Genomic DNA, 24,099 nt, shown 5'->3' with positions numbered 1-24,099 from the left:
GTTCGCCGAGGGTGGCCTGCCCAAGACTAGCCGCGCCGCGCAGCCAGGCAATGACCGCGCGGATTGACCGGATCGCTCAGCGGGCGCGGCTTCAGATGCCGTTGCGGGTCAGCCAGTCGAGCAGTTGCGGCAGCGGCATGGCGCCGCTCTGGCGCGCCACTTCCTGGCCGTTGCGCAGCAGGATCAGGCTGGGAATCGAACGGATGCCCAGGCGCGTGGAGAGGTTCGGGTTGGCGTCGCTGTCCAGCTTGGCCAGGCGCACTTTGCCGGAAAGCCGCGCGGCGGCCTGCTCGAATACTGGCGCGAAGCTCTTGCACGGGCCGCACCAGTCGGCCCAGACGTCCACCAGCAGCGGCAGGTCGCCCTTGGCCTGGGCGGCGAAGCTGGCTTCATTGACCTCGAACGGGCGGTCGACGATCACCGGCGACTGGCAGCGGCCGCAGCGCGGCGCGTCGCCCAGGCGCTCGGCGGGTACGCGGTTGAGGCCGTTGCAGTTGGGGCAGGGGACGATCAGGGATGCGGACATGGCGAGGCTCCAGAGGCTATGACGCCAAGGTGGAGCCTCGCGGTCCGGGTTTCAAGCCTCGGCGGCCTGCAGCGCTTGAGCCAGGTCGGCGAGGATGTCGTCGATGTGCTCGATGCCGATGGACAGCCGCACCATGTCGCGCGGTACGCCGGCCTTTTCCAGTTCCTCGTCGTTGAGCTGGCGGTGGGTGGTGGAGGCCGGGTGGCAGGCCAGGGACTTGGCGTCGCCGATGTTGACCAGGCGCACCACCAGCTTCAGCGCGTCGATGAAGCGCGCGCCGGCTTCCTGGCCGCCCTTGATGCCGAAGGAGAGGATCGACGCCGGCTGGCCGCCCATGTAGCGCCGGGCCAGTTCATGCTCGGGGTGATCCGCAAGGCCGGCGTACTTCACCCAGCTGACCTGCGGATGCTCCTGCAGGTACTGCGCGACCTTCAGCGCGTTGTCGCAATGGCGCTCCATGCGCAGCGCCAGGGTTTCCAGGCCCTGCAGGATGAGGAAGGCGTTGAACGGCGACAGCGCGGCGCCTGTGTTGCGCAGCGGCACCACGCGGCAGCGGCCGATGAAGGCGGCGGGGCCGAAGGCTTCGGTGTAGGTCACGCCGTGGTAGGACGGGTCCGGGGTGTTGAGCAGCGGGAAGCGCGTCTTGTTCTCGGCCCAGGGGAACTTGCCGGAGTCGACGACCATGCCGCCGATGCTGGTGCCGTGGCCGCCGATGTACTTGGTCAGGGCGTGGACGACGATGTCCGCGCCGTGCTCGAAGGGCCGGCAGAGGATCGGCGTGGCCACGGTGTTGTCGACGATCAGCGGCACGCCGTGGCGGTGCGCGGCGTCGGCCAGGGCCTTGAGGTCGACGATGTTGCCTGCCGGGTTGCCGATGGATTCGCAGAACACCGCCTTGGTGCGCTCGTCGATCAGCGCTTCGAGGGCGGCGATGTCGTCATGGGGCGCGAAGCGGGTCTGGATGCCGAAGCGCGGCAGGGTGTGGGCGAACAGGTTGTAGGTGCCGCCGTAGAGCTTGGCCACCGAGACGATGTTGTCGCCGGCCTCGGCCACGGTCTGGATGGCGTAGGTGATGGCCGCCATGCCCGAGGCCACGGCCAGCGCGCCGACGCCGCCTTCCAGCGCGGCCACGCGTTCCTCCAGCACCGCGTTGGTGGGGTTCATGATCCGCGTGTAGATGTTGCCGGCGACCTTCAGGTCGAACAGGTCGGCGCCGTGCTGGGTGTCGTCGAAGGCGTAGGAGGTGGTCTGGTAGATCGGCACGGCCACTGCCTTGGTGGTCGGGTCGGGGCTGTAGCCGGCGTGGATGGCCAGGGTTTCCAGTTTCATTGTTCGAGCATCCTTGGGACGGAGAGGCCCGAGGATGCGAGCGGCGCCCGGCTCCGGTCAATGACCGGGAGCAATATCCGCTCCGCGCGCCTAGAACCCTTGCTCCTGAGCTTATAACCGGGTCAGGAGGAGCAACTGATCTCCAGGTGCTTGCCCCAGTCCGGCGGGCGGCGGGTGAAGGCCTCGGCGCCGGGCTGTTCCTCGAAGGGCCGGCTGAGCACCTCGTGCAGGCGGCGCACCACGCTGAAGTCGCCCTGCTCGGCGGCGTTGATGGCTTCCTGGGCCAGGTAGTTGCGCAGCACGTAGAGCGGGTTGACCGCGTGCATGCGGGCGCGGCGCTGCTCCTGGCTGCCGCCTTCGCGATCGGCGCGGGCGCGGTATTCGGCGGCCCAGGCGTCGAAGCCGGCGAGGTCGACGAAGTCCTCGCGGACCACCGCCAGCGCCTGCTCCGGCGCCTGTTCGCCGAGGCGGCGGAAGAACAGCGTGTAGTCCACCGCGCCTTTCTGCATGGCCTGCAGCAGGGTCTGCACCAGCTCCAGGTCGCCGTCTTCGGCCGTGGCCAGGCCCAGGCGGCGGCGCATCAGGTCGAGGTAGTGCGCCTGGTAGAGCGGCAGGAACAGGTCCAGGGTGGCGCGCAGCTCGTCGACCTCGACGAAGGGCGTCAGCGCCTGGCCGAGCGCGGCGAGGTTCCAGTGGGCGATGGGCACCTGGTTGCTGAAGGAGTAGCGGCCCATGTCGTCGGAGTGGTTGCAGATGTGGTTGGCGTCGAAGTCGTCGAGGAAGGCGTAGGGGCCGTAGTCGAAGGTGATGCCGAGGATCGACATGTTGTCGGTGTTCATCACCCCGTGGCAGAAGCCGTAGGCCTGCCAGTAGCCGATCATCCCGGCGGTGCGCTCGACGACTTCGCGGAACAGCGCGAGGTAGGGCTTCTCGTCGCCCAGGCATTGCGGGAAGTACGACTGCAGGACGAACTCGCCCAGGGTCTTCAACTGCTCCGCCTGCTGGGTGTAGTAGAAATACTCGAAGTGGCCGAAGCGCACGTGGCTGGGCGCCAGGCGCAGCAGCATGGCGCCGGTTTCCCGGGTTTCGCGCCACACCGTGGTGCTGGAGCCGGTGACGCACAGGGCGCGGCTGGTGGGGATGCCGAGGGCGTGCAGGTATTCGCTGGCGAGGAATTCGCGGATCGACGAGCGCAGCACCGCGCGGCCGTCGCCCATGCGCGAGTAGGGCGTCTGCCCGGCGCCCTTGAGGTGCAGGTCCCAGTGTTCGCCGGCGTCGTTGAGCACCTCGCCCAGCAGCAGGCCGCGGCCGTCGCCCAGGCGCGGGTTGTAGGCGCCGAACTGGTGCCCGGAGTAGACCATCGCCCGTGGCTCGGCCGTTGCCCACAGCTTGTGGCCGGCGAACAGCTCGGTGAACGCCGGGTTGTCCGCTTCGCCCGGGTCGAGGTCGAGCAGCGCCATGGCCGAGGGGCTGGCGATGACCAGGCGCGGGTCGGCGATGGGATCGGGCAGGACTTCGGTGGAGAAGACCTCGCCCAGGCGGGCGAAGCGGTTGTCGAAGGTCAGTTGGTCGAGCGTTTTCAAGGGCTGGCTCCGGACATGTCCGAGCATTGTGCTCGGACATGTCCGGAGGCGTCCAGCCTCAGGCCGTGCCGACTTCGGGATCGTCCTGTGCCGGCCGCGCCTGCACCGGCTTGGCCTGCACCGGCGCGGCGGCGGGCTGCTGGCCGATGACCAACTGGGCTTGCTGGCCCTGCAGGTTCTTCACGAAGACGTCGACCTGGTTGAAGGCCATTTCGATGTTGTGCTCGCGGAAGGCCAGGGCGATGTGGGTCAGGGTCTCGTCCACCGCCGGGTTGCGGTCGCCCAGCTCGCGCACGTGGAAGCGCAGCTCGTAGTCGAAGGTGCTGGCGCTGATCGTGGTGAAGTACAGCACCGGCTCCGGGTCGCGCAGCACGCGGGGGTTGGCGTGCACGGCGTCGAGCATGATCTTGCGCGCCAGGGCCAGGTCGCTCTCGTAGGCCAGGCCGATCTTGATGGTCACCCGGGTCACGGTGTCGCTCAGCGACCAGTTCACCAGTTGCCCGGTGATGAAGGTCTGGTTGGGGACGATGATTTCCTTGCGGTCGAAATCGGTGATGGTGGTGGCGCGGATGCGGATCCGGCTGACGGTGCCGGACAGGCTGCCGATGGTCACCACGTCGCCGATCCGCACCGGGCGCTCGAAGAGGATGATCAGGCCGGAGACGAAGTTGGAGAAGATCGCCTGCAGGCCGAAGCCCAGGCCGACCGAGAGCGCGGCCACCAGCCATTGCAGCTTGTCCCAGCTCACCCCCAGCGTCGACAGCGCGCTGACGATGCCGACGCCGCTGATGATGTAGGAGAGCAGGGTGGTGATGGCGTAGGCGCTGCCCTGGCCCAGGGTCAGGCGCTGCAGCACCAGCACTTCCAGCAGGCCCGGCAGGTTGCGCGCCAGGGCGACGGTCACGGCGGCGATCACCAGCGCCATGAGGAAGTCGCTCAGGCTGATCGGCGTGGTCGAGGCCGTGTCGCCGGTGCCGCTGCTGTACTGGTAGAGGGTCACGTTGTCGAGGTAGGAGACCACGCTGATCAGGTCGGCCCAGACCCAGTACAGGGTGACCACGAAGCCGATCAGCAGGCCCAGGCGGATCAGCCGCATCGACTGCTCGTTGATCTGCTCGATGCCCAGGGTCGGCTCTTCCACCACGTCGCCGCCTTCGATGTCCCGGGCCGGGGCCTGGCGCTTGGTCATCGCCCGCTGGTAGGCCAGGCGCCGCGCGGCCACGCCCATGCCGCGGACGAAGGTGGCTTCCACCACCATCCAGAACATCAGCAGGAACAGAGTGTCGATCAGCCGGTCGGTGAGCTTGAGCGCGGTGTAGTAGTAGCCGAAGCCCACCGCCAGGAACAGCGCCACCGGCAGCACGGTGAAGCCCAGGCCGACGATCATCTTGACCATCGACGGGCGCTGGCTGGCGGGGCTGCCGAACAGCAGCTTGCCCAGCATCCAGGTCATCGCGGCGTAGCCGAACAGGACGATGGCGATGCCGATCACGTCGTCGGCCAGACTGGCCGGCTGGTGCTCGGCGACGGTGACCACCGCGACCAGCGACATCACCACCAGGCCCAGGCGGCGCATCAGCTTGCCGAGGAACTGCGTCTGCGCCTGGCTCCAGTGGAAGTGCCGTTCGGCGATGCTGCCCGGGCGCAGGATGCGGTGCGCGGTGTAGAACACCAGCCAGACCTGCGCCATCTCCAGCAGCGCGCTGCCCAGGGTGGCGTTCTGTCCGCGCGCATCGAGCAGCAGGGCCAGGCCGGCGATGGCCAGCGCCAGGGTGCCGGGCAGCGCCAGCAGCACGGCGAGCAGCAGGGCCAGCGGGGTGTGCATCTGGCTGTCGCGCTTGAAGTGGCCGATGTCGTCGTTCAGCGATTCGAGCTTGTCGTAGAGGAACCGGCGCTTCCACAGCAGGCCGGCGACCAGCAGGAGCAGCGGCAGGAACAGGAAGGGCCGGTCGACCAGGCCCTCGCCCAGCTCCTTCACGCCCGCGCCCCAGGGCACCTCGGCCAGCTGGTGACGCATCAGCGTCGGGGTCATCTTGAACCACGACAGGTCCAGCGCGCGGTTGCTGGGAATCCAGAACATCTGCTCGTCGAGGGTGGCGCGCAGCTTGTCGCTGGTTTCCTTGAGCTGCTTCTGGTTGAGCTGCAGGGTGATCGCCTCGTTGAGCAGCGCGTTCATCTCGTGGTTGAGGCGCTCCATCAGTTCCAGGCGGGTGTTGACCAGCTCGCCGAGGTCGTGGCGCAGCTGCGGGGTGAGGCTTTCCTGCGGCTGCTGGGCCAGCAGCTTGTCGAGGTACGCCTCGGTGTCGTTCAGCTCGTCGCGCCGCTGGTTCAGCTCGAACTGGTACAGGCGCAGGTCGGCGATCTCGTCGGCCAGCTCCTGGTCGGTCTTGATCACCGGCAGTGACTGCTTCTGCTGGTAGAGGATCTTCGACAGCAGCAGGCTGCCGCGCAGGGCGTTGATCTGCTCGTCCAGGGTCTGCTCGCCCTGGGCCAGGTTGTCGAGCCGCTGCTTGGTTTCCAGGTTGCGCCGGGTCAGGACGTTGAGGCGGTCGGTGGTGCGCAGCAGGTAGTCGGAGAACTTGAGGTTGGTGGCGCTCTCCTGGCTGAGCAGGCTGTCGGTGCCGGTCGCCTGGTCGGCGTCCTTGGACAGCGCGGCGACGGTCTTCTCCGACTGCTCGCGGCGCTTTTCGCTGATCATCGCCTGCAGTTCGAGGGCTTCGCGCTCCTCGCGGGCGATGCGCTCGGCCAGCAGGTCGCGCTGGCTGGAGGCGAGGTCGAGGATCAGGTTGTTGCCGGCCAGCTGCTGGCGCAGCAGCTGGTTCTGCACGGTGAGCGCGGCCTGTTCGGCTTCCAGTTCGTCGCGCCGCTCGGCGATCAGCGGCTTGCCGTTTTCCTTGCCGCTCTTGAGCAGCCCGGCGATCTCCAGCAGGCGTGTCTGGTTCTTGCTCAGGTCCGCCTGGGCGCGCTCGGGGCGGGTCTGCGCGGTGAGCATGTCGCTCTTGGCGTCGGCCATTTCGCGCTGCCAGGCGGCCAGCTGGGTGGACTGCTCGTTGAGCCGCATCTCCAGCTGGGTCGCGTTGTAGCTGGCGTAGCGCTGCGCGGCGGGCTTGTCGCTGGTGCCCTTGAGGCGGTTCAGGGTCTTCTGGTTCTCGCCGATCAGCCGGGGCGCGTCGGCCAGCCGGCCCTTGAGCTCGGCCAGCTGGTTCTCGCTGTCCTGCCTGGCCGCCAGCAGCTTGAGGGTGTTCTCCAGGCTGGCCTTGATCGGCTTGGCCTCGGCGTCCGAAAGCTTGCGCCCGGCCAGGCCATCGAGGCCCTGCTGCACCTGTTCGGCGCTGGGCGGGGCGTTGTCGGCGGCCAGCGCGGGCAGGCCGGTGAGCGGGCCGCCCAAAAGGACGGCGGTCAGCAGGGTACGCAGCAGGAATGACATGGTCGCGATCGGCGGCTCGTGCGGAAAAGGGGTGAGGGTAGTGCTGGCTGGCCGGCGCCCGCAAGCGGACACCGGTGGGCGGTCAGAGGAACAGGCCGGGGCCGGGGCGGCCTTCGGGGAATTTGACCCCGACCTTGCGGATCTTGTTCCCGTCCAGGGCGGCGACGGTCCAGGTCAGGCCGTTCCATTCCACCTGGTCGCCGATGATCGCCTGGCCGCCGATTTCGTGGGCGATGAAGCGGCCCAGCGTCTGCTCGCCGTCCACGCCTTCCAGCTTCAGGCCGTACAGCGAGGCCACGGCGGAGAGCTGGGCGTCGCCTTCGAGCACGAAGTCGCCGAAGAAGCGCGCGCCCAGGCCGCGGTCCGGCGCCTGGCTGAACAGCTTGCCCAGCGGCGAGAGGTCGTGCTCGTGGCCGATCACGCAGAGGATGTCGTCGGCTTCGAGGATCGTACTGCCCGAGGGGTGCAGCAGCTGGGTGCCGCGGAACAGCGCAGCGATGCGCGTGCCCTCGGGCATCTTCAGCTCGCGCAGGGCGGCGCCGATGCACCACTTTTCCTTGCTCAGGTGGTAGACGAACAGCTCCCACTCGCTGGTCGGGTGCACTTCCAGACCGGCGCGGGAGATCGGCGCCGGGTCCGGCGGCACTATCACCCGCAGCAGCTTGGCCGCCCAGGGCAGGCTGGTGCCCTGCACCAGCAGCGACACCAGCACGATGAAGAAGGCCACGTTGAAGAACAGCTGGGCGTTGGGCAGGCCGGCCATCAGCGGGAACACCGCGAGGATGATCGGCACCGCGCCGCGCAGGCCGACCCAGGCGATGAAGACCTTCTCGCGGCCATGGAAGGCGCGGAACGGAATCAGCCCGACCAGCACCGACAGCGGGCGCGCGACGAGGATCATCCACAGCGCCAGGCCCAGCGCCGGCAGGGCGATGGGCCAGAGGTCGTGGGGCGTGACCAGCAGGCCGAGGACCAGGAACATGCCGATCTGCGCCAGCCAGGCCATGCCGTCGAGCATGTGCAGGATGCCGTGGCGCGAGCGGATCGGCTGGTTGCCCAGCACCAGGCCGCACAGATAAATGGCGAGGATGCCGCTGCCGTGCACCGCGTTGGCCAGGGCGAAGATCAGCAGGCCGCCGCTGATCACCAGCAGCGGATACAGGCCGTTGGCCAGGTGGATGCGGTTGATCACCTGCAGCAGCAACCAGCCGCCACCCAGGCCGAGCAGGGAGCCGATGCCGAATTCGCGCAGGAAATGCCAGAAGAAGCTCCAGCTGGCGCCTTCGCCGTGGGCCAGCATGTCGATCAGGGTGACGGTGAGGAACACCGCCATCGGGTCGTTGCTGCCCGACTCGATCTCCAGGCTGGCGGTGACCCGCTCGTTGAGGCCCTTGCCGCCGAGCAGGGAGAACACCGCCGCGGCATCGGTGGAGCCGACGATGGCGCCGATCAGCAGGCCTTCCATCCAGCTCAGCTTGAACAGCCAGGCGGCGGCGATGCCGGTCAGGCCGGCGGTGATCAGCACCCCGGCCGTGGCCAGGGAGAGCGCGGGCCAGAGGGCCACGCGGAAGCTCGCCACCCGTGTGCGCAGGCCGCCGTCGAGGAGGATCACGGCCAGCGCCAGGTTGCCCACCAGGTAGGCCATGGGGAAGTTGGAGAAACCGATGCCGCCGGGGCCGTCGGTGCCGGCGACCATGCCCACGGCGAGGAAGATGACCAGGATCGGGATGCCCAGGCGCGATGACAGCGAACTGACCAGGATGCTCATGCCGATCAGCACAGCAGCGATCAGGAAATAGCTGTTGATGGCCACGGCATCCAATATGTCGACCTCCTGGGGGACGGGGGGAGTGGCGACGCTACGTGGATTGAGGATGCAGGCCGCATGCCAATCGATTCTAACCTGCGGATTTGCAAGGCTGTCAAAGGTTAGTTGAGGAACCTGCGGCGGGGGTTTCCGGGCTGTGCGCGGTATCGCTCCGGGCGGGCACCGAGGCAGCCGCTTGTCGGGGCGCCGCAGTCGGATGCCCTGGCACGGGGCGTCTGGCCACGGGCATAAAAAAGCCCCGGACGTGACCGGGGCCGGAGGGACATGCGGGACTAGAACCAGGCGTCCTGCATGGCGGAACAGGTGTCGTCGCGGGCTTCGAGCAGCGCCAGTTCGTGGTGGCAGGACGGCACTTCCCAGGTCAGGAAGTAGCGCGCGGCCTGCAGCTTGCCGCGGTAGAAGTCGCTGTCGGCAGCGGTGCCGCGCGCCAGGCCTTCCTCGGCGCGGATCGCCTGTTCCAGCCAGCGCCAGCCGATCACCGCGTGGCCGAACACCTTCAGGTACAGCGCCGAGTTGGCCAGTCCCTGCGCCACGCGGCCCTGCATCAGGTCGCCGAGCAGCCCCAGGGTGGTCGCCGAGAGGCGCGTCATCAGCTGTTCCAGCGGCTCGCGCAGCCTGTCCAGCGAGGGGTGCGCCTGAGCGCGCTGGCAGCACAGGTTGATCAGGCGGGTCAGCTGCTTGAGGCCGGCGCCGTTGTTCTGCGCCAGCTTGCGGCCGAGCAGGTCCAGCGACTGGATGCCGTGGGTGCCTTCGTGGATCGGGTTCAGGCGGTTGTCGCGGTAATACTGCTCCACCGGGTATTCGCGGGTGTAGCCGTGGCCGCCGAGGATCTGGATCGCCAGTTCGTTGGCCTTCAGGCAGAACTCCGAGGGCCAGGATTTGACGATCGGGGTGAGCAGGTCGAGCAGTTCGTGGGCCTGCCGGCGCTCGTCCTCGGAGGGCAGCGTCTCGCAGTCGTCCACCAGGCGCGCGGTGTACAGGCCGAGGTCGAAGGCGCCCTCGACGTAGGCCTTCTGGGTCAGCAGCATGCGCCGCACGTCGGCGTGCTCGATGATCGGAACCGGCGCCGAGGTCGGGTCCTTGGCGTCCACCGGGCGGCCCTGCGGGCGCTCGCGGGCGTACTCCAGGGAATACAGGTAGCCGGCGTAGCCGAGCATGATGGCGCCCATGCCGACGCCGATGCGCGCCTCGTTCATCATCTGGAACATGTAGGCCAGGCCGTGGTGCGGCTTGCCCACCAGGTAGCCGACGCACTCGCCTTTATCGCCGAAGTTCAGCGCGGTGGAGGTGGTGCCGCGCCAGCCCATCTTGTGGAACAGGCCGGCCAGGGTCACGTCGTTGCGCGCGCCGAGGGTGCCGTCGGGGTTGACCAGGAACTTCGGCACGATGAACAGGCTGATGCCCTTCACCCCGGCCGGGGCGTCCGGCAGCTTGGCCAGGACCATGTGCACGATGTTTTCCGACAGCGGGTGATCGCCGCCGGAGATGAAGATCTTGTTGCCGCGGATCCGGTAGCTGCCGTCGGCGGCCGGTTCGGCGCGGGTGCGGATGTCGGCCAGGGACGAGCCGGCGTGGGGCTCGGTCAGCGCCATGGTGCCGAACCAGCGGCCTTCGATCATCGGCTGGAGGAACAGGCGCTTCTGCTCGTCGCTGCCGAAGGTCTCGATCAGGTGGCTGGAGCCCATGCTCAGCATCGGGTAGGACGAGGTGGCGATGTTGGCCGACTGGAAGTGCGCGAAGCAGGCCCGCGCCAGCAGGTGCGGCAGCTGCATGCCGCCCTGTTCGAAGCTGCGCGAGGCGTTCTGGAAACCGGCCTCGTTGAAGGCGTCCACCGCCGGCTTCACCTCGGGGATCAGCACGGCGGCACCGTCGACGTACTGCGGTTCGTTCTCGTCGTTCTTGCGGTTGTGCGGGGCGAACAGTTCCTCGGCGATGCCGCGGGCGGTGCCCAGGGCGGCGTCGAAGGTCTCGCGGTTGTGCTCGGCGAAGCGCTCGCGGCGGGTCAGGGCCTCGGCGTCGAGCACCTCGTAGAGTTCGAAGGCAAGATTGCGGGAACTGAGCAGGGTCTCGGACATGGATCGACCTCCGTGGGAATCGCCGCAGTCTAGTCTGGTGAATGAAGCTCGCACAGAATCATCCACGAGCGTGATAAAGGGCTAAAACACCTCGACTACGGCTACACTGCGCGCCTTGAGGAGTCTGCCATCCATGAACTACCGCCACGCCTACCACGCCGGCAACCACGCCGACGTGTTCAAACACATCGTCCTGGCGCGCATCTTCGCCCTGATGGCGCGCAAGGACACGCCTTTCGCCTACCTGGACAGCCATTCCGGCATCGGCCTGTACGACCTGCTGGGCGACGAAGCCAGCCGCACCGGCGAGTTCGAGTCGGGCATCGGCCGCCTGTGGGAGCGCGATGGCCTGCCGGAGCTGCTGCAGGACTACCTGGAGGTGGTGCGCGCGCTCAACCCCGACGGCGAACTGGAGTTCTACCCCGGCTCGCCGGAGCTGGCGCGCCGCCTGACCCGCCCGCAGGATCGCGTGCTGCTCAACGAGCTGCACCCCGAGGACGGCCGTCTGCTCAAGGCCAACATGGCCGGCGAGCGGCGCATCGCCGTGCACCAGGGCGACGGCTGGCTGCTGCCGCGCGCCTTCCTGCCGGTGGCGGAGAAGCGCGGCGTGCTGCTGATCGACCCGCCGTTCGAGCAGGGCGACGACCTGGAGCGCTGCGTGACCGCGCTGGACGAGGCCATCGGCCGCATGCGCCAGACGGTGGTCGCCATCTGGTATCCGATCAAGGACCGCCGCCAGCTCAAGCGCTTCTACCAGCGTCTGGAGCAGAGCTCGGCGCCCAAGCTGCTGCGCGCGGAACTGTGCGTGCACCCGGCGGACAGCCCGGACCGCCTGAACGGCTCCGGGCTGGTGATCGCCAACCCGCCGTGGCCGCTGGACGAGGAGCTGCGCGGGCTGCTGCCCTGGCTGGCGGACACGCTGGCGCAGAGCGAAGGCAGCTGGCAGCTCGACTGGCTGATCGCGGAATGAAAAAGCCCCGGCAAGTGCCGGGGCTTTTATTTTGGGCTTTTCGTAGGAGCGAGCTTGCTCGCGAACTGGCCTCGCAGCGGGGCTGTTCGCGAGCAAGCTCGCTCCTACAAGAGCCGCCTTACGCCTGCATCCTACGACGCCGCCGGGAATTTTCCCCGGCGCGAAGGGCTCACGCCGGCAGGCAGACGCCCGTGCCACCCAGGCCGCAATAGCCGTTGGGGTTCTTCGCCAGGTACTGCTGGTGGTAGGCCTCGGCGTAGTAGAACGGCGGCACCTCGCGAATTTCCGTGGTGATCGCGCCGTAGCCCTTGGCGGCGAGCTCCTTCTGGAAGGCTGCCTGACTGGCGTCGATGGCGGCTTTCTGGGCGTGGTCGAACCAGTAGATCGCCGAGCGGTACTGGGTGCCGGTGTCGTTGCCCTGGCGCATGCCCTGGGTCGGGTCGTGGGATTCCCAGAAGACTTTCAGCAGCGCCTCGATGCTGGTCTCGCGCGGGTCGTAGACCACCAGCACGACTTCGCTGTGGCCGGTCAGGCCGGAGCAGACTTCGTCGTAGGTCGGGTTCGGCGTGTAGCCGCCGGCGTAGCCCGCCGCCGTGACCCACACGCCCGGCTGTTGCCAGAAGCGCCGCTCGGCGCCCCAGAAGCAGCCCATGCCGAGGACGATCTGCTGCAGGCCGGCGGGGAAGGGCGCGCTCAGCGGGCGGCCGTTGACGTAATGCGCTTCGGGTACCGGCATCGGGCTCTCGCGGCCGGGCAGGGCCTGGGCGGAACTGGGCAGTTCCATCTTGTGGGCAAGTATTTGCGAGCGCAGGACCATGGCATTCGTCTCCTTTGGGAAGGGCGGCAATAGACTCTCGTATTCGGCAGAGGTTACAGCGTTTTTTCCCTGCTGCGGGGTTCAATTCGGGCGGCAGGGGTAACGCTGCAGGCTGGCGGAGAGGTCGTCGCCGGGGATCGGCCGGTCGAACAGGTAGCCCTGGCCGATGTCGCAGCGGTTGCGCCGCAGGAAGGCCAGCTGCGCGGCGGTCTCCACGCCCTCGGCGACCACCTGCAGCTTGAGGTTGTGGGCCATGGCGATCACCGCCGAGGTGATTTCCATGTCGTCCTGGTTGTCCGGGATGTCCTTGATGAAGCTGCGATCGATCTTGATCACGTCGATGGGGAATTTCTTCAGGTAGCTCAGCGACGAATAGCCGGTGCCGAAGTCGTCCATGGCCAGGGTCAGGCCGAGGTTCTTCAGGCGTTCCAGCTGCTGGCGGGTGTCGTCGGTGGCGTCCAGCAGCAGGCTTTCGGTGAGTTCCAGCTCCAGCTGGCCGGCGGGGATGTTTTCCTCGTGGAGGATCGCGGCGATGGAGCCGACCAGGTCGGGGTCGCTGAACTGCTTGGGCGACAGGTTGATGGCGATGTGCAGCTCGCCCAGGCCCTTGGCGGCCAGCTCGCGCACCTGCCGGCAGGCCTGGCGGATCACCCACTTGCCGATGGGGATGATCAGCCCGGTTTCCTCGGCCACGCTGATGAACTGGTCGGGGCGGATCATGCCCTTTTCCGGGTGCTGCCAGCGCAGCAGCGCCTCCAGGCCGAGCAGCTGGCCGCTGCGCAGGCACAGCTTGGGCTGGTAGTGCACCGCCAGCTCGTCCTGCACCAGGGCGCGGCGCAGGTTGCTCTCGACGAACAGCTTGTAGCTGGCCTCGGCGGTCAGCGCCTCGGTGAAGGTCTGCACCTGGTGCTTGCCGTTGGCCTTGGCCTTGTGCAGCGCGAGGCCCGCGTGCTTCATCAGGGTCTGCGGGTCCTGGCCGTGCTGCGGCGCGTAGGCGATGCCAATGGAGCCGGTGATGCTGATCAGTTGGTTGTCGACGAACAGCGGCTTGTCCAGCACGTCGAGGATCTGCTCGGCGATCCGCTCGCCACGGCCGGCCACGGATTCCTCCAGCAGCACGGCGAATTCGTTGCTGGCGAAGCGCGCCAGGGTGGCGCTGTCGTTCAGGCTGCTGCGCAGGCGCCGGGCGAGGTTGACCAGCAGTTTGTCGCCGGTCTGGTGGCCGAGGCTGTCGTTGATCCGCTTGAAGTTGTCGATGTCCACCAGCAGCAGGCTCAGCGAGTGTTCGCTGCCGGCCTGCAGGCGTTCTTCCAGGGCGCTGATGAAGTAGTGCCGGTTGGCCAGCCCGGTGAGGTTGTCGCGGTAGGCGAGCTTCTCGATGTGCTGCTGGGCCAGCTTGCTCTGGGTGATGTCTTCGTAGATGCCGATGTAGTGGGTCAGCTCGCCCCGGTCGTCATGGACCTTCGACAGCGACAGCTGGCCCCAGTAGGGCTCGAGGTTCTTGCGGCGGCTGCGGAACTCGCCCTGCCAGCTGTTCTGGGTGACCAGGGTGGAGCGCGCGTCGAACAGCAGCTCGCTGAGGTTGGCCAGGGCCGGCAGTTCCGGCAGGCGGCGGCCGCGCACTTCGTCGGCGCCGTACTGGGTGATGGCGGTGAAGCTCGGGTTGACGTACTCCACCAGGCCGTCGCGGTCGATCAGCAGGAAGGCGCTGGCGCTCTGCTCGACGGCGCGCTGGAACAGGTGCAGGGCGCTGGAGGCGTTGCGCCGCTCGTGGTTCATCAGCACCTGGGCGTACTGGTCGGCCAGCTCGCCGGCGAAGGCGATCTCGTCGCTCTGCCACATGCGCGCTTCGCCGACGTGCTCCAGGCACAGCACGCCGACCACTTCGCCGCCGATGCGAATGGTGGCGTCGAGCAGCGCGCTGACGCCCTGCGGGTGCAGGTAGTGCCTCGCCAGCTCCTGGGTGCGCGGGTCCTGCAGGGCGTTGTGGGCGTCGATGGCGCGGCCGCTGTGGATCGCGTCGAGGTAGCGGGGGAAGCGGCTGGCGTCGATGTCCTGCGGCTTCTCGTACTGGTCGGTGTCGCGGCGGTAGGCGGTGACCGCCTCCAGGCGATTCTCCGGAAGCAGGCGCCAGATGCCGGCGCGGGCCACGTCGTAGGCTTCGCAGGCGGCCTGGGCGATCAGTTGCGCGGCTTCCAGCAGCGGGTCGCTGGACAGGTAGCGGTGCCGCGCCAGGCGCAGGATGAGGTTCTGCTGGGCGCGCGAGCGCACCAGGTGCTGCAGGTGCTCGTCCTGGGAGCGCTGGTACATCTCCAGGGACATCTTCAGGCGGATGTTCTGCGCTTCCAGGTCCAGCAGGCGCAGGTCCGGTTCGGCAGCCGGGGTATCGCCGTCATCCTGCAGCAGGTAGCCGTGCAGCAGTTGCCGGCCGTGCTGCTGGAAGGCCTCGCCGACCTCCAGGATGTTCAGCGTGCCGCGCGGCGAGTGCAGGCTGTAGCGCACCCGGTAGCGGCCGTCCGCGAGCAGCTGTTGCTGCACCTGCTCATGCAGGCGATGGCGCGCCTCGGGCTCCATCAGGCTGGCGTAGGGACCGTCGAGGATGCCGCAGAGGTCCTGGGCGGGCACGCCGATCTGGCGCTCGCAGCCCGGGTCGAGGAACAGCAGGGTCCAGCTGGGTTCGTTCAGGCGCTCGAAGCGCAACATCCCGAGCCGCGAGGGGACGGGGAGCTGCGTGACAGCCTCGGCCGCCGGACGGCTGGCGGCATCGGGATGACTCTTCATGCGCGGAGGATTTCCAGGTACTGGCGAGGTGCATGGCCTCGGCCGACTTCGATGGGCGTGGGCAAGATTTGCATGAGGCGCTAGGCGCTGACAAGCCAAGCCTGTATCGGCTGTCCGGCAGGGAAGTTGAGCTGCGCGCGGATCCGCGGGGAGACGCTCGGGCCGTCCCGGGCGGACAAAAAGAAGCCCTGCTATCCGGCAGGGCTGGAGAGTACGAGCGTGGCGTGCTCGTCGAGAGGCGGGCGGGCACGGGGCCCGCCCGGGTAACGCTCTTTACAGCAGCAGGGTGCGGATGTCGCCCAGCAGGTCGGACAGGCGCTTGGTGAAGCGCGCGGCGGCGGCCCCGTTGATCACGCGGTGATCGTAGGACAGCGACAGCGGCAGCATCAGGCGCGGCTGGAAGGCCTTGCCGTCCCACACCGGCTGGATCGTCGCCTTGCTCACACCGAGGATCGCCACCTCCGGCGCGTTGACGATCGGCGTGAAGCCGGTGCCGCCAATGTGGCCGAGGCTGGAGATGGTGAAGCAGGCGCCCTGCATGGCGTCGGCGGAGAGCTTCTTGGTGCGCGCCTTTTCCGCGAGGTCCGCGGCTTCGGCGGCCAGCTGCAGCAGGCTCTTCTGGTCGACGTTGCGGATCACCGGCACCAGCAGGCCGTCCGGGGTGTCCACGGCGAAGCCGATGTGCACGTACTTCTTGCGGATCAGCGCCTTGCCGCTGGGGGCCAGGGAGCTGTTGAAGTCCGGCAGCTCCTTGAGCAGGTGCGCACAGGCCTTGAGCAGGATCGGCAGCACGGTCAGCTTGACGCCGGCCTTCTCGGCGGCGGCCTTCTGCGCCACGCGGAAGGCTTCCGCCTCGGTGATGTCGGCCGAGTCGAACTGGGTCACGTGCGGCACGTTCAGCCAGCTGCGGTGCAGGTTGGCGGCGCCGACCTGCATCAGCCGGGTCATCGCCACTTCTTCCACTTCGCCGAACTTGCTGAAGTCGACTTCCGGAATCGGCGGGATGCCCGCGCCGCCAGTGGCGCCTGCCGGCGCGCCGGACTTGGCGCGTTGCAGCTGCTCCTTGACGAACGCCTGCACGTCTTCCTTGAGGACGCGGCCCTTGGGACCGGTGCCCTTCACGTCGGACAGCTCGACGCCGAACTCGCGGGCGACCATGCGCACGGCGGGGCCGGCATGGACCTTGGCGCCTTCGCGGCTCGGCGCGCCCACCGGAGCGGCTTGCGCCGGCGCGGCGGCGGCCGGGGCCGGAGCCGCGACAGGTGCAGCAGCGGCCGGAGCCGGAGCGGCAGCCGGTGCCTCCACGGCGGCGGGCGCGGCGGCGCCGGCCACCTTGAGCTTGAGGATCAGGGCGCCGGTGCCGACTTCGTCACCGACCTTGATCGACACGCTTTCCACCACGCCGGCGGCCGGCGAGGGGATTTCCATGCTGGCCTTGTCCGACTCCAGGGTGATCAGCGACTGGTCGGCTTCGACCGTGTCGCCGGCTTTCACCATGACTTCGATGACGTTGGCCTTGCCGGCCGAGCCGATGTCCGGGACGTGGATGTCCTGCACGCTGGCGCCGGCGGCCGGAGCGGCAGCCGGTGCCGGGGCAGCGGCCGGAGCCTCTGCCTTCGGAGCCTCGGCGGCCGGTGCCGCGGCCTTGGGCGCTTCGGCAGCCGCCGAACCACCTTCGACTTCCAGCTCGAGGATCTCGTCGCCTTCCTTCAGGGTGTCGCCCACCTTGACCTTCAGGCTCTTCACCACGCCGGCTTTCGGCGAGGGGATTTCCATGCTGGCCTTGTCCGACTCCAGGGTCAGCAGGCTCTGGTCGGCCTCGACGGTGTCGCCGACCTTGACCAGCAGCTCGATGACTTCACCCTGGCCGTTGCCGATGTCGGGTACACGAATCAGTTCGCTCATCGTGCCTCTCCTCAGCAGTCCAGCGGGTTGCGTTTTTCGGGGTTGATGCCGAGCTTGGCGATGGCTTCGGCCACTACCTTGGGCTCGATATCACCACGGTCGGCCAGGGCTTCCAGCGCGGCCAGAACGACCCACTTGCGGTCCACTTCGAAGAAGTCGCGCAGCTTGCGGCGGCTGTCGCTGCGGCCGAAGCCGTCGGTGCCCAGCACCTTGTACTCCTTGCTCGGGACCCACTGGCGGATCTGCTCGGCGTAGAGCTTCAGGTAGTCGGTGGAGGCGATCACCGGGCCCTTGCGGCCGGCCAGGCACTCCTCGACGTAGCTCTGCTTGGGCTTCTGCCCCGGGTGCAGGCGGTTGTGGCGCTCCACGGCCAGGCCGTCGCGGCGCAGTTCGTTGAAGCTCGGAACGGACCAGACGTCGGCGCCGATGCCGAAGTCGTTGCGCAGGATCTTCGCGGCTTCCTCGACTTCGCGCAGGATGGTGCCCGAGCCCAGCAGCTGCACGTGGTGCGCGGCTTCCTTCTTGTCCTCCTCGAGGAGGTACATGCCCTTGATGATGCCTTCCTCCACGCCCTTGGGCATGGCCGGCTGAACGTAGTTCTCGTTCATCACGGTGATGTAGTAGAAGACGTCCTGCTGCTCCTCGATCATCTGGCGCGCACCCTCGCGGATGATCACCGCCAGCTCGTAGGCGTAGGTCGGATCGTAGGTGCGGCAGTTGGGGATGGTCGACGCCAGCAGGTGGCTGTGGCCGTCCTCGTGCTGCAGGCCTTCACCGTTCAAGGTGGTACGCCCGGCGGTGCCGCCGACCAGGAAGCCGTGGGTGCGGCTGTCGCCGGCGGCCCAGGCCAGGTCACCGATGCGCTGGAAGCCGAACATCGAATAGAAGATGTAGAACGGCAGCATCGGCTGGTTGTGCGTGGAGTACGAGGTACCCGCGGCGATCCAGCTGGACATGGCGCCGGCTTCGTTGATGCCTTCCTCGAGGATCTGACCTTTCTTGTCCTCGCGGTAGAACATCACCTGGTCCTTGTCGACCGGCTCGTACAGCTGGCCGACGGAGGAGTAGATGCCGAGCTGGCGGAACATGCCTTCCATACCGAAGGTACGGGCTTCGTCCGGCACGATGGGGACGATGCGCGGGCCGAGTTCCTTGTCCTTGACCAGCTGCGAGATGATCCGCACGAAGGCCATGGTGGTGGAGATTTCGCGGTCGCCCGAGCCGTCGAGGATGGCCTTGAGAGTATCCAGCGGGGGAACCGGGACCTGGAAGCTCTTGGCGCGGCGCACCGGCATCACGCCACCCAGGGCGGCGCGGCGGGAAGCCAGGTACTTGGCCTCGGCGCTGCCTTCCTCGGGGCGGTAGAACGGCAGGTGTTCCAGATCGGCATCCTTGATCGGGATGTCGAACTTGTCGCGGAACGCCTTCAGGGACTCGACGTCGACCTTCTTGACGTTGTGCGCGATGTTCTTCGCTTCGCCGGAGCCTGTGCCATAGCCCTTGATGGTCTTGGCCAGGATGACGGTCGGCTGGCCCTTGTGGTTGACCGCCTGGTGGTAGGCCGCATAGACCTTGTAGGGGTCGTGGCCGCCGCGGTTGAGTTTCCAGACTTCCTCGTCGGAGAGGTCCTTGACCATCTCCAGCAGCTCCGGACGCGCACCGAAGAAGTGCTCGCGCACGTAGGCGCCGTCCTTGGCCTTGTAGTTCTGGTATTCGCCGTCGATGACTTCGTCCATGCGCTGCTGCAGCAGGCCGGCGGTGTCCTTGGCGAACAGCGGGTCCCAGAAGCGGCCCCAGATGACCTTGTTGACGTTCCACTCGGCGCCGCGGAACACGCCCTCGAGTTCCTGGATGATCTTGCCGTTGCCGCGAACCGGGCCGTCGAGGCGCTGCAGGTTGCAGTTGATGACGAAGATCAGGTTGTCCAGCTTCTCGCGGCCGGCCAGGGAGATCGCGCCCAGGGATTCCGGCTCGTCGCACTCGCCGTCACCCATGAAGCACCAGACCTTCTGCTTGCCGGCGGGGATGAAACCGCGGCTCTCCAGGTACTTCATGAAGCGCGCCTGGTAGATCGCCTGGATCGGGCCCAGGCCCATGGACACGGTGGGGAACTGCCAGAAGTCCGGCATCAGCCAGGGGTGCGGGTAGGAGGACAGGCCGTTGCCGTCCACTTCCTGGCGGAAGTTGTTCAGCTGGTCTTCGCTGATGCGCCCTTCGAGGAAGGCGCGGGCATAGACGCCGGGGGAGGCGTGGCCCTGGAAGAACACCAGGTCGCCGCCGTGTTCTTCGGTCGGGGCCTGGAAGAAGTAGTTGAAGCCGATGTCGTAGAGGGTCGCCGAGGAAGCGAAGGTGGAGATGTGGCCGCCCAGGTCCGGGTCGTTCTTGTTGGCCTTCATCACCATGGCCAGGGCGTTCCAGCGCACCAGCGAGCGGATGCGCCGCTCCATGAACAGGTCGCCGGGCATGCGGGCTTCGTGGGTGACCGGGATGGTGTTGCGGTACGGCGTGGTGATGGCGTAGGGCAGTTGGGTACCGGTGCGGGTAGCCAGTTCGCCCATGCGGGTCATCAGGTAATGGGCGCGTTCCTCACCTTCACGGTCCAGGACCGATTCCAGGGCGTCCAGCCATTCCTGGGTTTCGACGGGATCGAGGTCTTGCATGGCTTGCTCCAGGGCGGAAAGGCTTCCAGAATCGGAAGCCAGTAGATCGTTGCCGACAGCTGCGCCGGCCTTGTGGGCGACGCGGCGAATTCTTGGAAGTGCTCCGGGGTGTTTCCGGCGGGTTGTAGTTTTACTACAAAACGCCAATGGATACACCCCTCCGCCAGAAAAAGTTAGTAGTAAAACTACAGGGGCGCGAAAAGACAGGAATGCCGGCGCCTCGCCGACCACCCAGGATAGATCATGAGCCTGCCGTCCCTGGCCGCCGTACCGGCCACGCTGAAGCCCCTCGCCGAGCGGGCGGAGCAAAGTTTCCGCACCGCCGTTTCCCAGCTTTCCCCCGAGCATGCCGCGCAGCTCGATGCCTGGTCCGACGAACGGCATGCCGATTTCGCCCGCGTCTGCGCCGGCAGCGATTTCGTCGCCGAGCAGGTGGGGCGTGATCCCGCCTTTCTATTGGAGCTGGCCGCGAGCGGCGACCTGGAGCGCGGCCTGCAGCCGGGCGAAATGCGCGCGTGGCTGGAAGCGCTGCTGCAGGATTGCGCCGATGAAGACGAACTGGGCCGCCGCCTGCGCCGTTTCCGCCGGAACCAGCAGGTGCGCATCATCTGGCGCGACCTGACCCGCCGCTGCGACCTGGCCGGCACCTGCCGCGACCTGTCCGACCTCGCCGATGCCTGCATCGACCAGGCCTGCCACTGGTTGCACCTCCGCCACTGCCAGCAGTTCGGCACGCCCATCGGCAACCGTTCCGGGCAGCCGCAGCAACTGGTCGTGCTGGGCATGGGCAAGCTGGGGGCGGGCGAGCTGAACCTGTCGTCCGACATCGACCTGATCTTCGGCTACCCCGAAGGCGGCGAGACCCAGGGCGCCAAGCGCGCGCTGGACAACCAGGAATTCTTCACCCGCCTGGGGCAGAAGCTGATCAAGGCGCTGGACGCCATCACCGTCGACGGCTTCGCCTTCCGCGTCGACATGCGCCTGCGCCCCTACGGCTCCAGCGGCCCGCTGGTGTACAGCTTCGCCGCGCTGGAGCAGTACTACCAGGACCAGGGCCGCGACTGGGAACGCTACGCGATGATCAAGGCGCGGGTGGTCGGCGGCGACCTGGAGGCCGGCCAGCGCCTGCTGGAGCTGCTGCGGCCGTTCGTCTACCGCCGCTACCTGGACTTCTCCGCCATCGAGGCGCTGCGCAGCATGAAGCAGCTGATCCAGCAGGAAGTCCGGCGCAAGGGCATGAGCGAGAACATCAAGCTGGGCGCCGGCGGCATCCGCGAGGTGGAGTTCATCGCCCAGGCCTTCCAGCTGATCCACGGCGGCCGCGACCTCAGCCTGCAGCAGCGGCCGCTGCTGCGGGTGCTGGCGATCCTCGAGGGGCAGGGCTACCTGCCGCCGCAGGTGGTCGCCGAGCTGCGCGAAGGCTACGAATTCCTGCGCTACGCCGAGCATGCCCTGCAAGCCATCGCCGACCGCCAGACGCAGATGCTGCCGGAGGACGAACTGGAGCGCATCCGCGTCGCCTTCATCATGGGCCACGCCAACTGGTCGGCCTTCCATGAGGCCATCGGCCACTGGCGCGAGCGCATCGACTGGCACTTCCGCCAGGTCATCGCCGACCCGGACGAGGACGAGGACGGCAAGGTCGACGCCACCATCGGCGGCGAGTGGATCCCGATCTGGGAAGAGGCGGTGGACGAGGAGTCCGCCTGCCGGCAGTTCGCCGATGCCGGTTTCGCCGAGCCGGCGGCGGCCTGGAAGCGCCTCACCGACCTGCGCCACGGTCCGCAGGTGCGCGCCATGCAGCGCCTGGGCCGGGAGCGGCTGGACGCCTTCATGCCGCGCCTGCTGAACATGATCGCCGAGCGCGGCCCGGCGGACGTCCTGCTGGAGCGCGTGCTGCCGCTGATCGAGGCGGTGGCGCGGCGTTCGGCCTATCTCGTGCTGCTCACCGAGAACCCCGGCGCGCTGGAGCGCCTGCTGACGCTCTGCGCGGCCAGCCCAATGGTGGCCGAGCAGATCGCCCGCTTCCCGATCCTGCTCGACGAGCTATTGAATGAAGGGCGGCTGTTCCGCCCGCCGCAGGCCGCCGAGCTGGGCGCCGAGCTGCGCGAGCGGCTGATGCGCATCCCCGAGGACGACCTCGAACAGCAGATGGAGACCCTGCGCCACTTCAAGCTGGCCCACGGCCTGCGCGTGGTGGCCTCGGAAATCGCCGGCACCCTGCCGCTGATGAAGGTCAGCGACTACCTGACCTGGCTGGCCGAGGCGATCCTCGAACAGGTGCTGGTGCTGGCCTGGGACCAGCTGGTGCGCCGCCATGGCCGGCCCAGCCGCGCCGACGGCACGCCGTGCGATCCGGACTTCATCGTGGTCGGCTACGGCAAGGTCGGCGGGCTGGAGCTGGGCCACGGCTCGGACCTGGACCTGGTGTTCGTCCACGACGGCGACCCGCAGTGCGAGACCGACGGCGCCAAGCCCATCGACGGCGCGCAGTTCTTCACCCGCCTGGGGCAGAAGATCATCCACTTCCTCACCGCGCAGACGACCTCCGGCACCCTCTATGAGGTGGACATGCGCCTGCGTCCCAGCGGCGCCTCCGGCCTGCTGGTCAGCTCGCTGCGCGCCTTCGAGGCCTACCAGTCGGGCGAGGCCTGGACCTGGGAGCACCAGGCGCTGGTGCGCGCGCGGGTGCTGGCCGGCTGCAAGCGGGTGGCCGGGGCGTTCGAGGCGATCCGCGCGAAGATCATCGGCCAGCAGCGCGACCTGGACGAACTGCGCCGGGAAGTCAGCGAGATGCGCGCGAAGATGCGCGACAACCTGGGCACTCCCGGCACCGCCGCCGGAACCCTGCCGAATGCCTTCGAGGCGGCGGCGCCGTTCGATCTCAAGCAGGACGCCGGTGGTATCGTCGATATCGAATTTATGGTGCAATATGCGGCCCTGGCCTGGTCGTGGCAGCATCCCGAATTGCTGCAGTTCACCGACAACATCCGCATTCTGGAAGGGCTGGAACGGGCTGGCCTGATCGCCAGCGAGGACGTCCGTCTCCTGCAGGAGGCCTACAAGGCCTATCGCGCAGCCGCCCACAGATTGGCTTTGCAGAAGCAGCCGGGTGTCGTGAGTGGTGACCATTTCCATGATGAACGGCGCGGAGTGATGAGGATGTGGACGGCGCTCGCGCTGACCTGAAATCCCCGGGCATAACCAACGAAATATTTCGTAAGGAGCTGGCAAAGATGTCGATGGCCGATCGTGATGGTGTGATCTGGTATGACGGTGAACTGGTGCAGTGGCGCGATGCGACCACCCATGTGCTGACCCACACCCTGCACTACGGCATGGGCGTGTTCGAGGGCGTGCGCGCCTACAACACCCCGGAAGGCACCGCGATCTTCCGCCTGCAGGCGCACACCGACCGCCTGTTCGATTCGGCGCACATCATGAACATGAAGCTGCCGTTCACCAAGGAAGAGGTCAACGAAGCCACCCGCGCCGCAGTCCGCGAGAACAACCTGGAAAGCGCCTACATCCGCCCGATGGTCTTCTACGGAAGCGAAGGCATGGGCCTGCGCGCCTCCGGCCTGAAGGTCCACGTGATCGTGGCCGCCTGGCACTGGGGCGCCTACATGGGCGACGACGCCCTGGAGCAGGGCATCAAGGTGCGCACCAGCTCCTTCACCCGCCACCACGTGAACATCTCGATGACCCGCGCCAAGTCCAACGGTGCCTACATCAACTCCATGCTGGCCCTGCAGGAAGCCATTTCCGGCGGCGCCGACGAAGCCATGATGCTGGACCCGGAAGGCTACGTGGCCGAAGGCTCGGGCGAGAACATCTTCATCATCAAGGACGGCGTGATCTACACCCCGGAAGTCACCGCCTGCCTGAACGGCATCACCCGCGGCACCGTGCTGACCCTGGCCGGCGAGCTGGGCATCAAGGTGATCGAGAAGCGCATCACCCGCGACGAGGTGTACATCGCCGACGAAGCCTTCTTCACCGGCACCGCCGCCGAAGTCACCCCGATCCGCGAAGTCGACGGCCGCCAGATCGGCCTCGGCCGCCGTGGCCCGGTGACCGAGAAGCTGCAGAAGGCCTACTTCGATCTGGTCACCGGCAAGACCAGCGCCCACCCGGAATGGCGCACCCTGGTCAAGTGATGCCCTTGCGCCGGGTCACGGGGAAGGGTGAAACCGGC

The 24,099-nt window shown here is 67.7% G+C and carries 13 protein-coding genes; 3 read left to right on the top strand and 10 right to left on the bottom strand.

Annotated features, from left to right (window positions below; genetic code table 11):
- Nucleotides 1–91: 91 nt before the first annotated feature.
- From trxC to AC3B6A_RS24795, 6 genes are all read right to left on the bottom strand, one after another.
- Nucleotides 92–526: a thioredoxin TrxC gene (trxC, locus tag AC3B6A_RS24820; protein ID WP_488399751.1), complete on the bottom strand. Its 435-nt coding sequence runs from the start codon at nucleotides 524–526 to the stop codon at nucleotides 92–94.
- Between the two features lie 51 nt (nucleotides 527–577).
- A complete protein-coding gene (locus AC3B6A_RS24815; protein WP_488399750.1) occupies nucleotides 578–1,855 on the bottom strand; it encodes a bifunctional O-acetylhomoserine aminocarboxypropyltransferase/cysteine synthase in 1,278 nt (425 codons plus the stop codon).
- A gap of 122 nt (nucleotides 1,856–1,977) precedes the next feature.
- On the bottom strand, nucleotides 1,978–3,438 hold the full coding sequence (selO, locus tag AC3B6A_RS24810; RefSeq protein ID WP_488399749.1) for a protein adenylyltransferase SelO: 1,461 nt from the start codon (nucleotides 3,436–3,438) through the stop codon (nucleotides 1,978–1,980).
- 58 nt (nucleotides 3,439–3,496) lie between these two features.
- Nucleotides 3,497–6,865 (bottom strand): mechanosensitive channel MscK, encoded by a 3,369-nt coding sequence (gene mscK, locus AC3B6A_RS24805; protein ID WP_488399748.1) that lies wholly within the window; start codon nucleotides 6,863–6,865, stop codon nucleotides 3,497–3,499.
- An 82-nt stretch (nucleotides 6,866–6,947) separates the two neighbouring features.
- Nucleotides 6,948–8,687, bottom strand: coding sequence for a potassium/proton antiporter (locus tag AC3B6A_RS24800; protein ID WP_488399747.1), 1,740 nt, complete (start codon nucleotides 8,685–8,687; stop codon nucleotides 6,948–6,950).
- A gap of 278 nt (nucleotides 8,688–8,965) precedes the next feature.
- A complete protein-coding gene (locus AC3B6A_RS24795) occupies nucleotides 8,966–10,768 on the bottom strand; it encodes an acyl-CoA dehydrogenase (protein ID WP_488399746.1) in 1,803 nt (600 codons plus the stop codon).
- Nucleotides 10,769–10,901: 133 nt separating this feature from the next.
- On the opposite strand from AC3B6A_RS24795, the gene AC3B6A_RS24790 reads away from it, so the two are divergent.
- Entirely contained in the window at nucleotides 10,902–11,738 is an 837-nt protein-coding gene (locus AC3B6A_RS24790; RefSeq protein ID WP_488399745.1) for a 23S rRNA (adenine(2030)-N(6))-methyltransferase RlmJ, read from the top strand.
- Nucleotides 11,739–11,907: 169 nt separating this feature from the next.
- Here the strand turns inward: AC3B6A_RS24790 and msrA are convergent, their stop codons facing one another.
- The 4 genes from msrA to aceE form a co-directional block, all read right to left on the bottom strand.
- A complete protein-coding gene (gene msrA, locus AC3B6A_RS24785; RefSeq protein ID WP_488399744.1) occupies nucleotides 11,908–12,555 on the bottom strand; it encodes a peptide-methionine (S)-S-oxide reductase MsrA in 648 nt (215 codons plus the stop codon).
- Nucleotides 12,556–12,636: 81 nt separating this feature from the next.
- On the bottom strand, nucleotides 12,637–15,336 hold the full coding sequence (locus tag AC3B6A_RS24780) for a putative bifunctional diguanylate cyclase/phosphodiesterase (protein ID WP_488399743.1): 2,700 nt from the start codon (nucleotides 15,334–15,336) through the stop codon (nucleotides 12,637–12,639).
- A gap of 273 nt (nucleotides 15,337–15,609) precedes the next feature.
- Nucleotides 15,610–17,241, bottom strand: coding sequence for a dihydrolipoyllysine-residue acetyltransferase (gene aceF / locus AC3B6A_RS24775; protein ID WP_488399742.1), 1,632 nt, complete (start codon nucleotides 17,239–17,241; stop codon nucleotides 15,610–15,612).
- Between the two features lie 11 nt (nucleotides 17,242–17,252).
- A complete protein-coding gene (gene aceE, locus AC3B6A_RS24770; protein ID WP_488399741.1) occupies nucleotides 17,253–19,901 on the bottom strand; it encodes a pyruvate dehydrogenase (acetyl-transferring), homodimeric type in 2,649 nt (882 codons plus the stop codon).
- Between the two features lie 243 nt (nucleotides 19,902–20,144).
- On the opposite strand from aceE, the gene glnE reads away from it, so the two are divergent.
- Both glnE and ilvE read left to right on the top strand, forming a co-directional pair.
- Nucleotides 20,145–23,090 carry a bifunctional [glutamate--ammonia ligase]-adenylyl-L-tyrosine phosphorylase/[glutamate--ammonia-ligase] adenylyltransferase gene (glnE, locus tag AC3B6A_RS24765; protein WP_488399740.1) on the top strand — a complete coding sequence of 982 codons (2,946 nt, stop codon included), beginning with the start codon at nucleotides 20,145–20,147 and terminating at the stop codon, nucleotides 23,088–23,090.
- Between the two features lie 47 nt (nucleotides 23,091–23,137).
- Nucleotides 23,138–24,061 (top strand): branched-chain-amino-acid transaminase, encoded by a 924-nt coding sequence (ilvE, locus tag AC3B6A_RS24760; protein WP_488399739.1) that lies wholly within the window; start codon nucleotides 23,138–23,140, stop codon nucleotides 24,059–24,061.
- The last annotated feature ends 38 nt before the right edge of the window (nucleotides 24,062–24,099 follow it).

Source organism: Pseudomonas sp. B12(2026) (assembly GCF_057767015.1).
The sequence above is the reverse complement of the archived record's forward strand: the minus strand, read 5'-3'. Positions and strand labels throughout refer to the sequence as shown.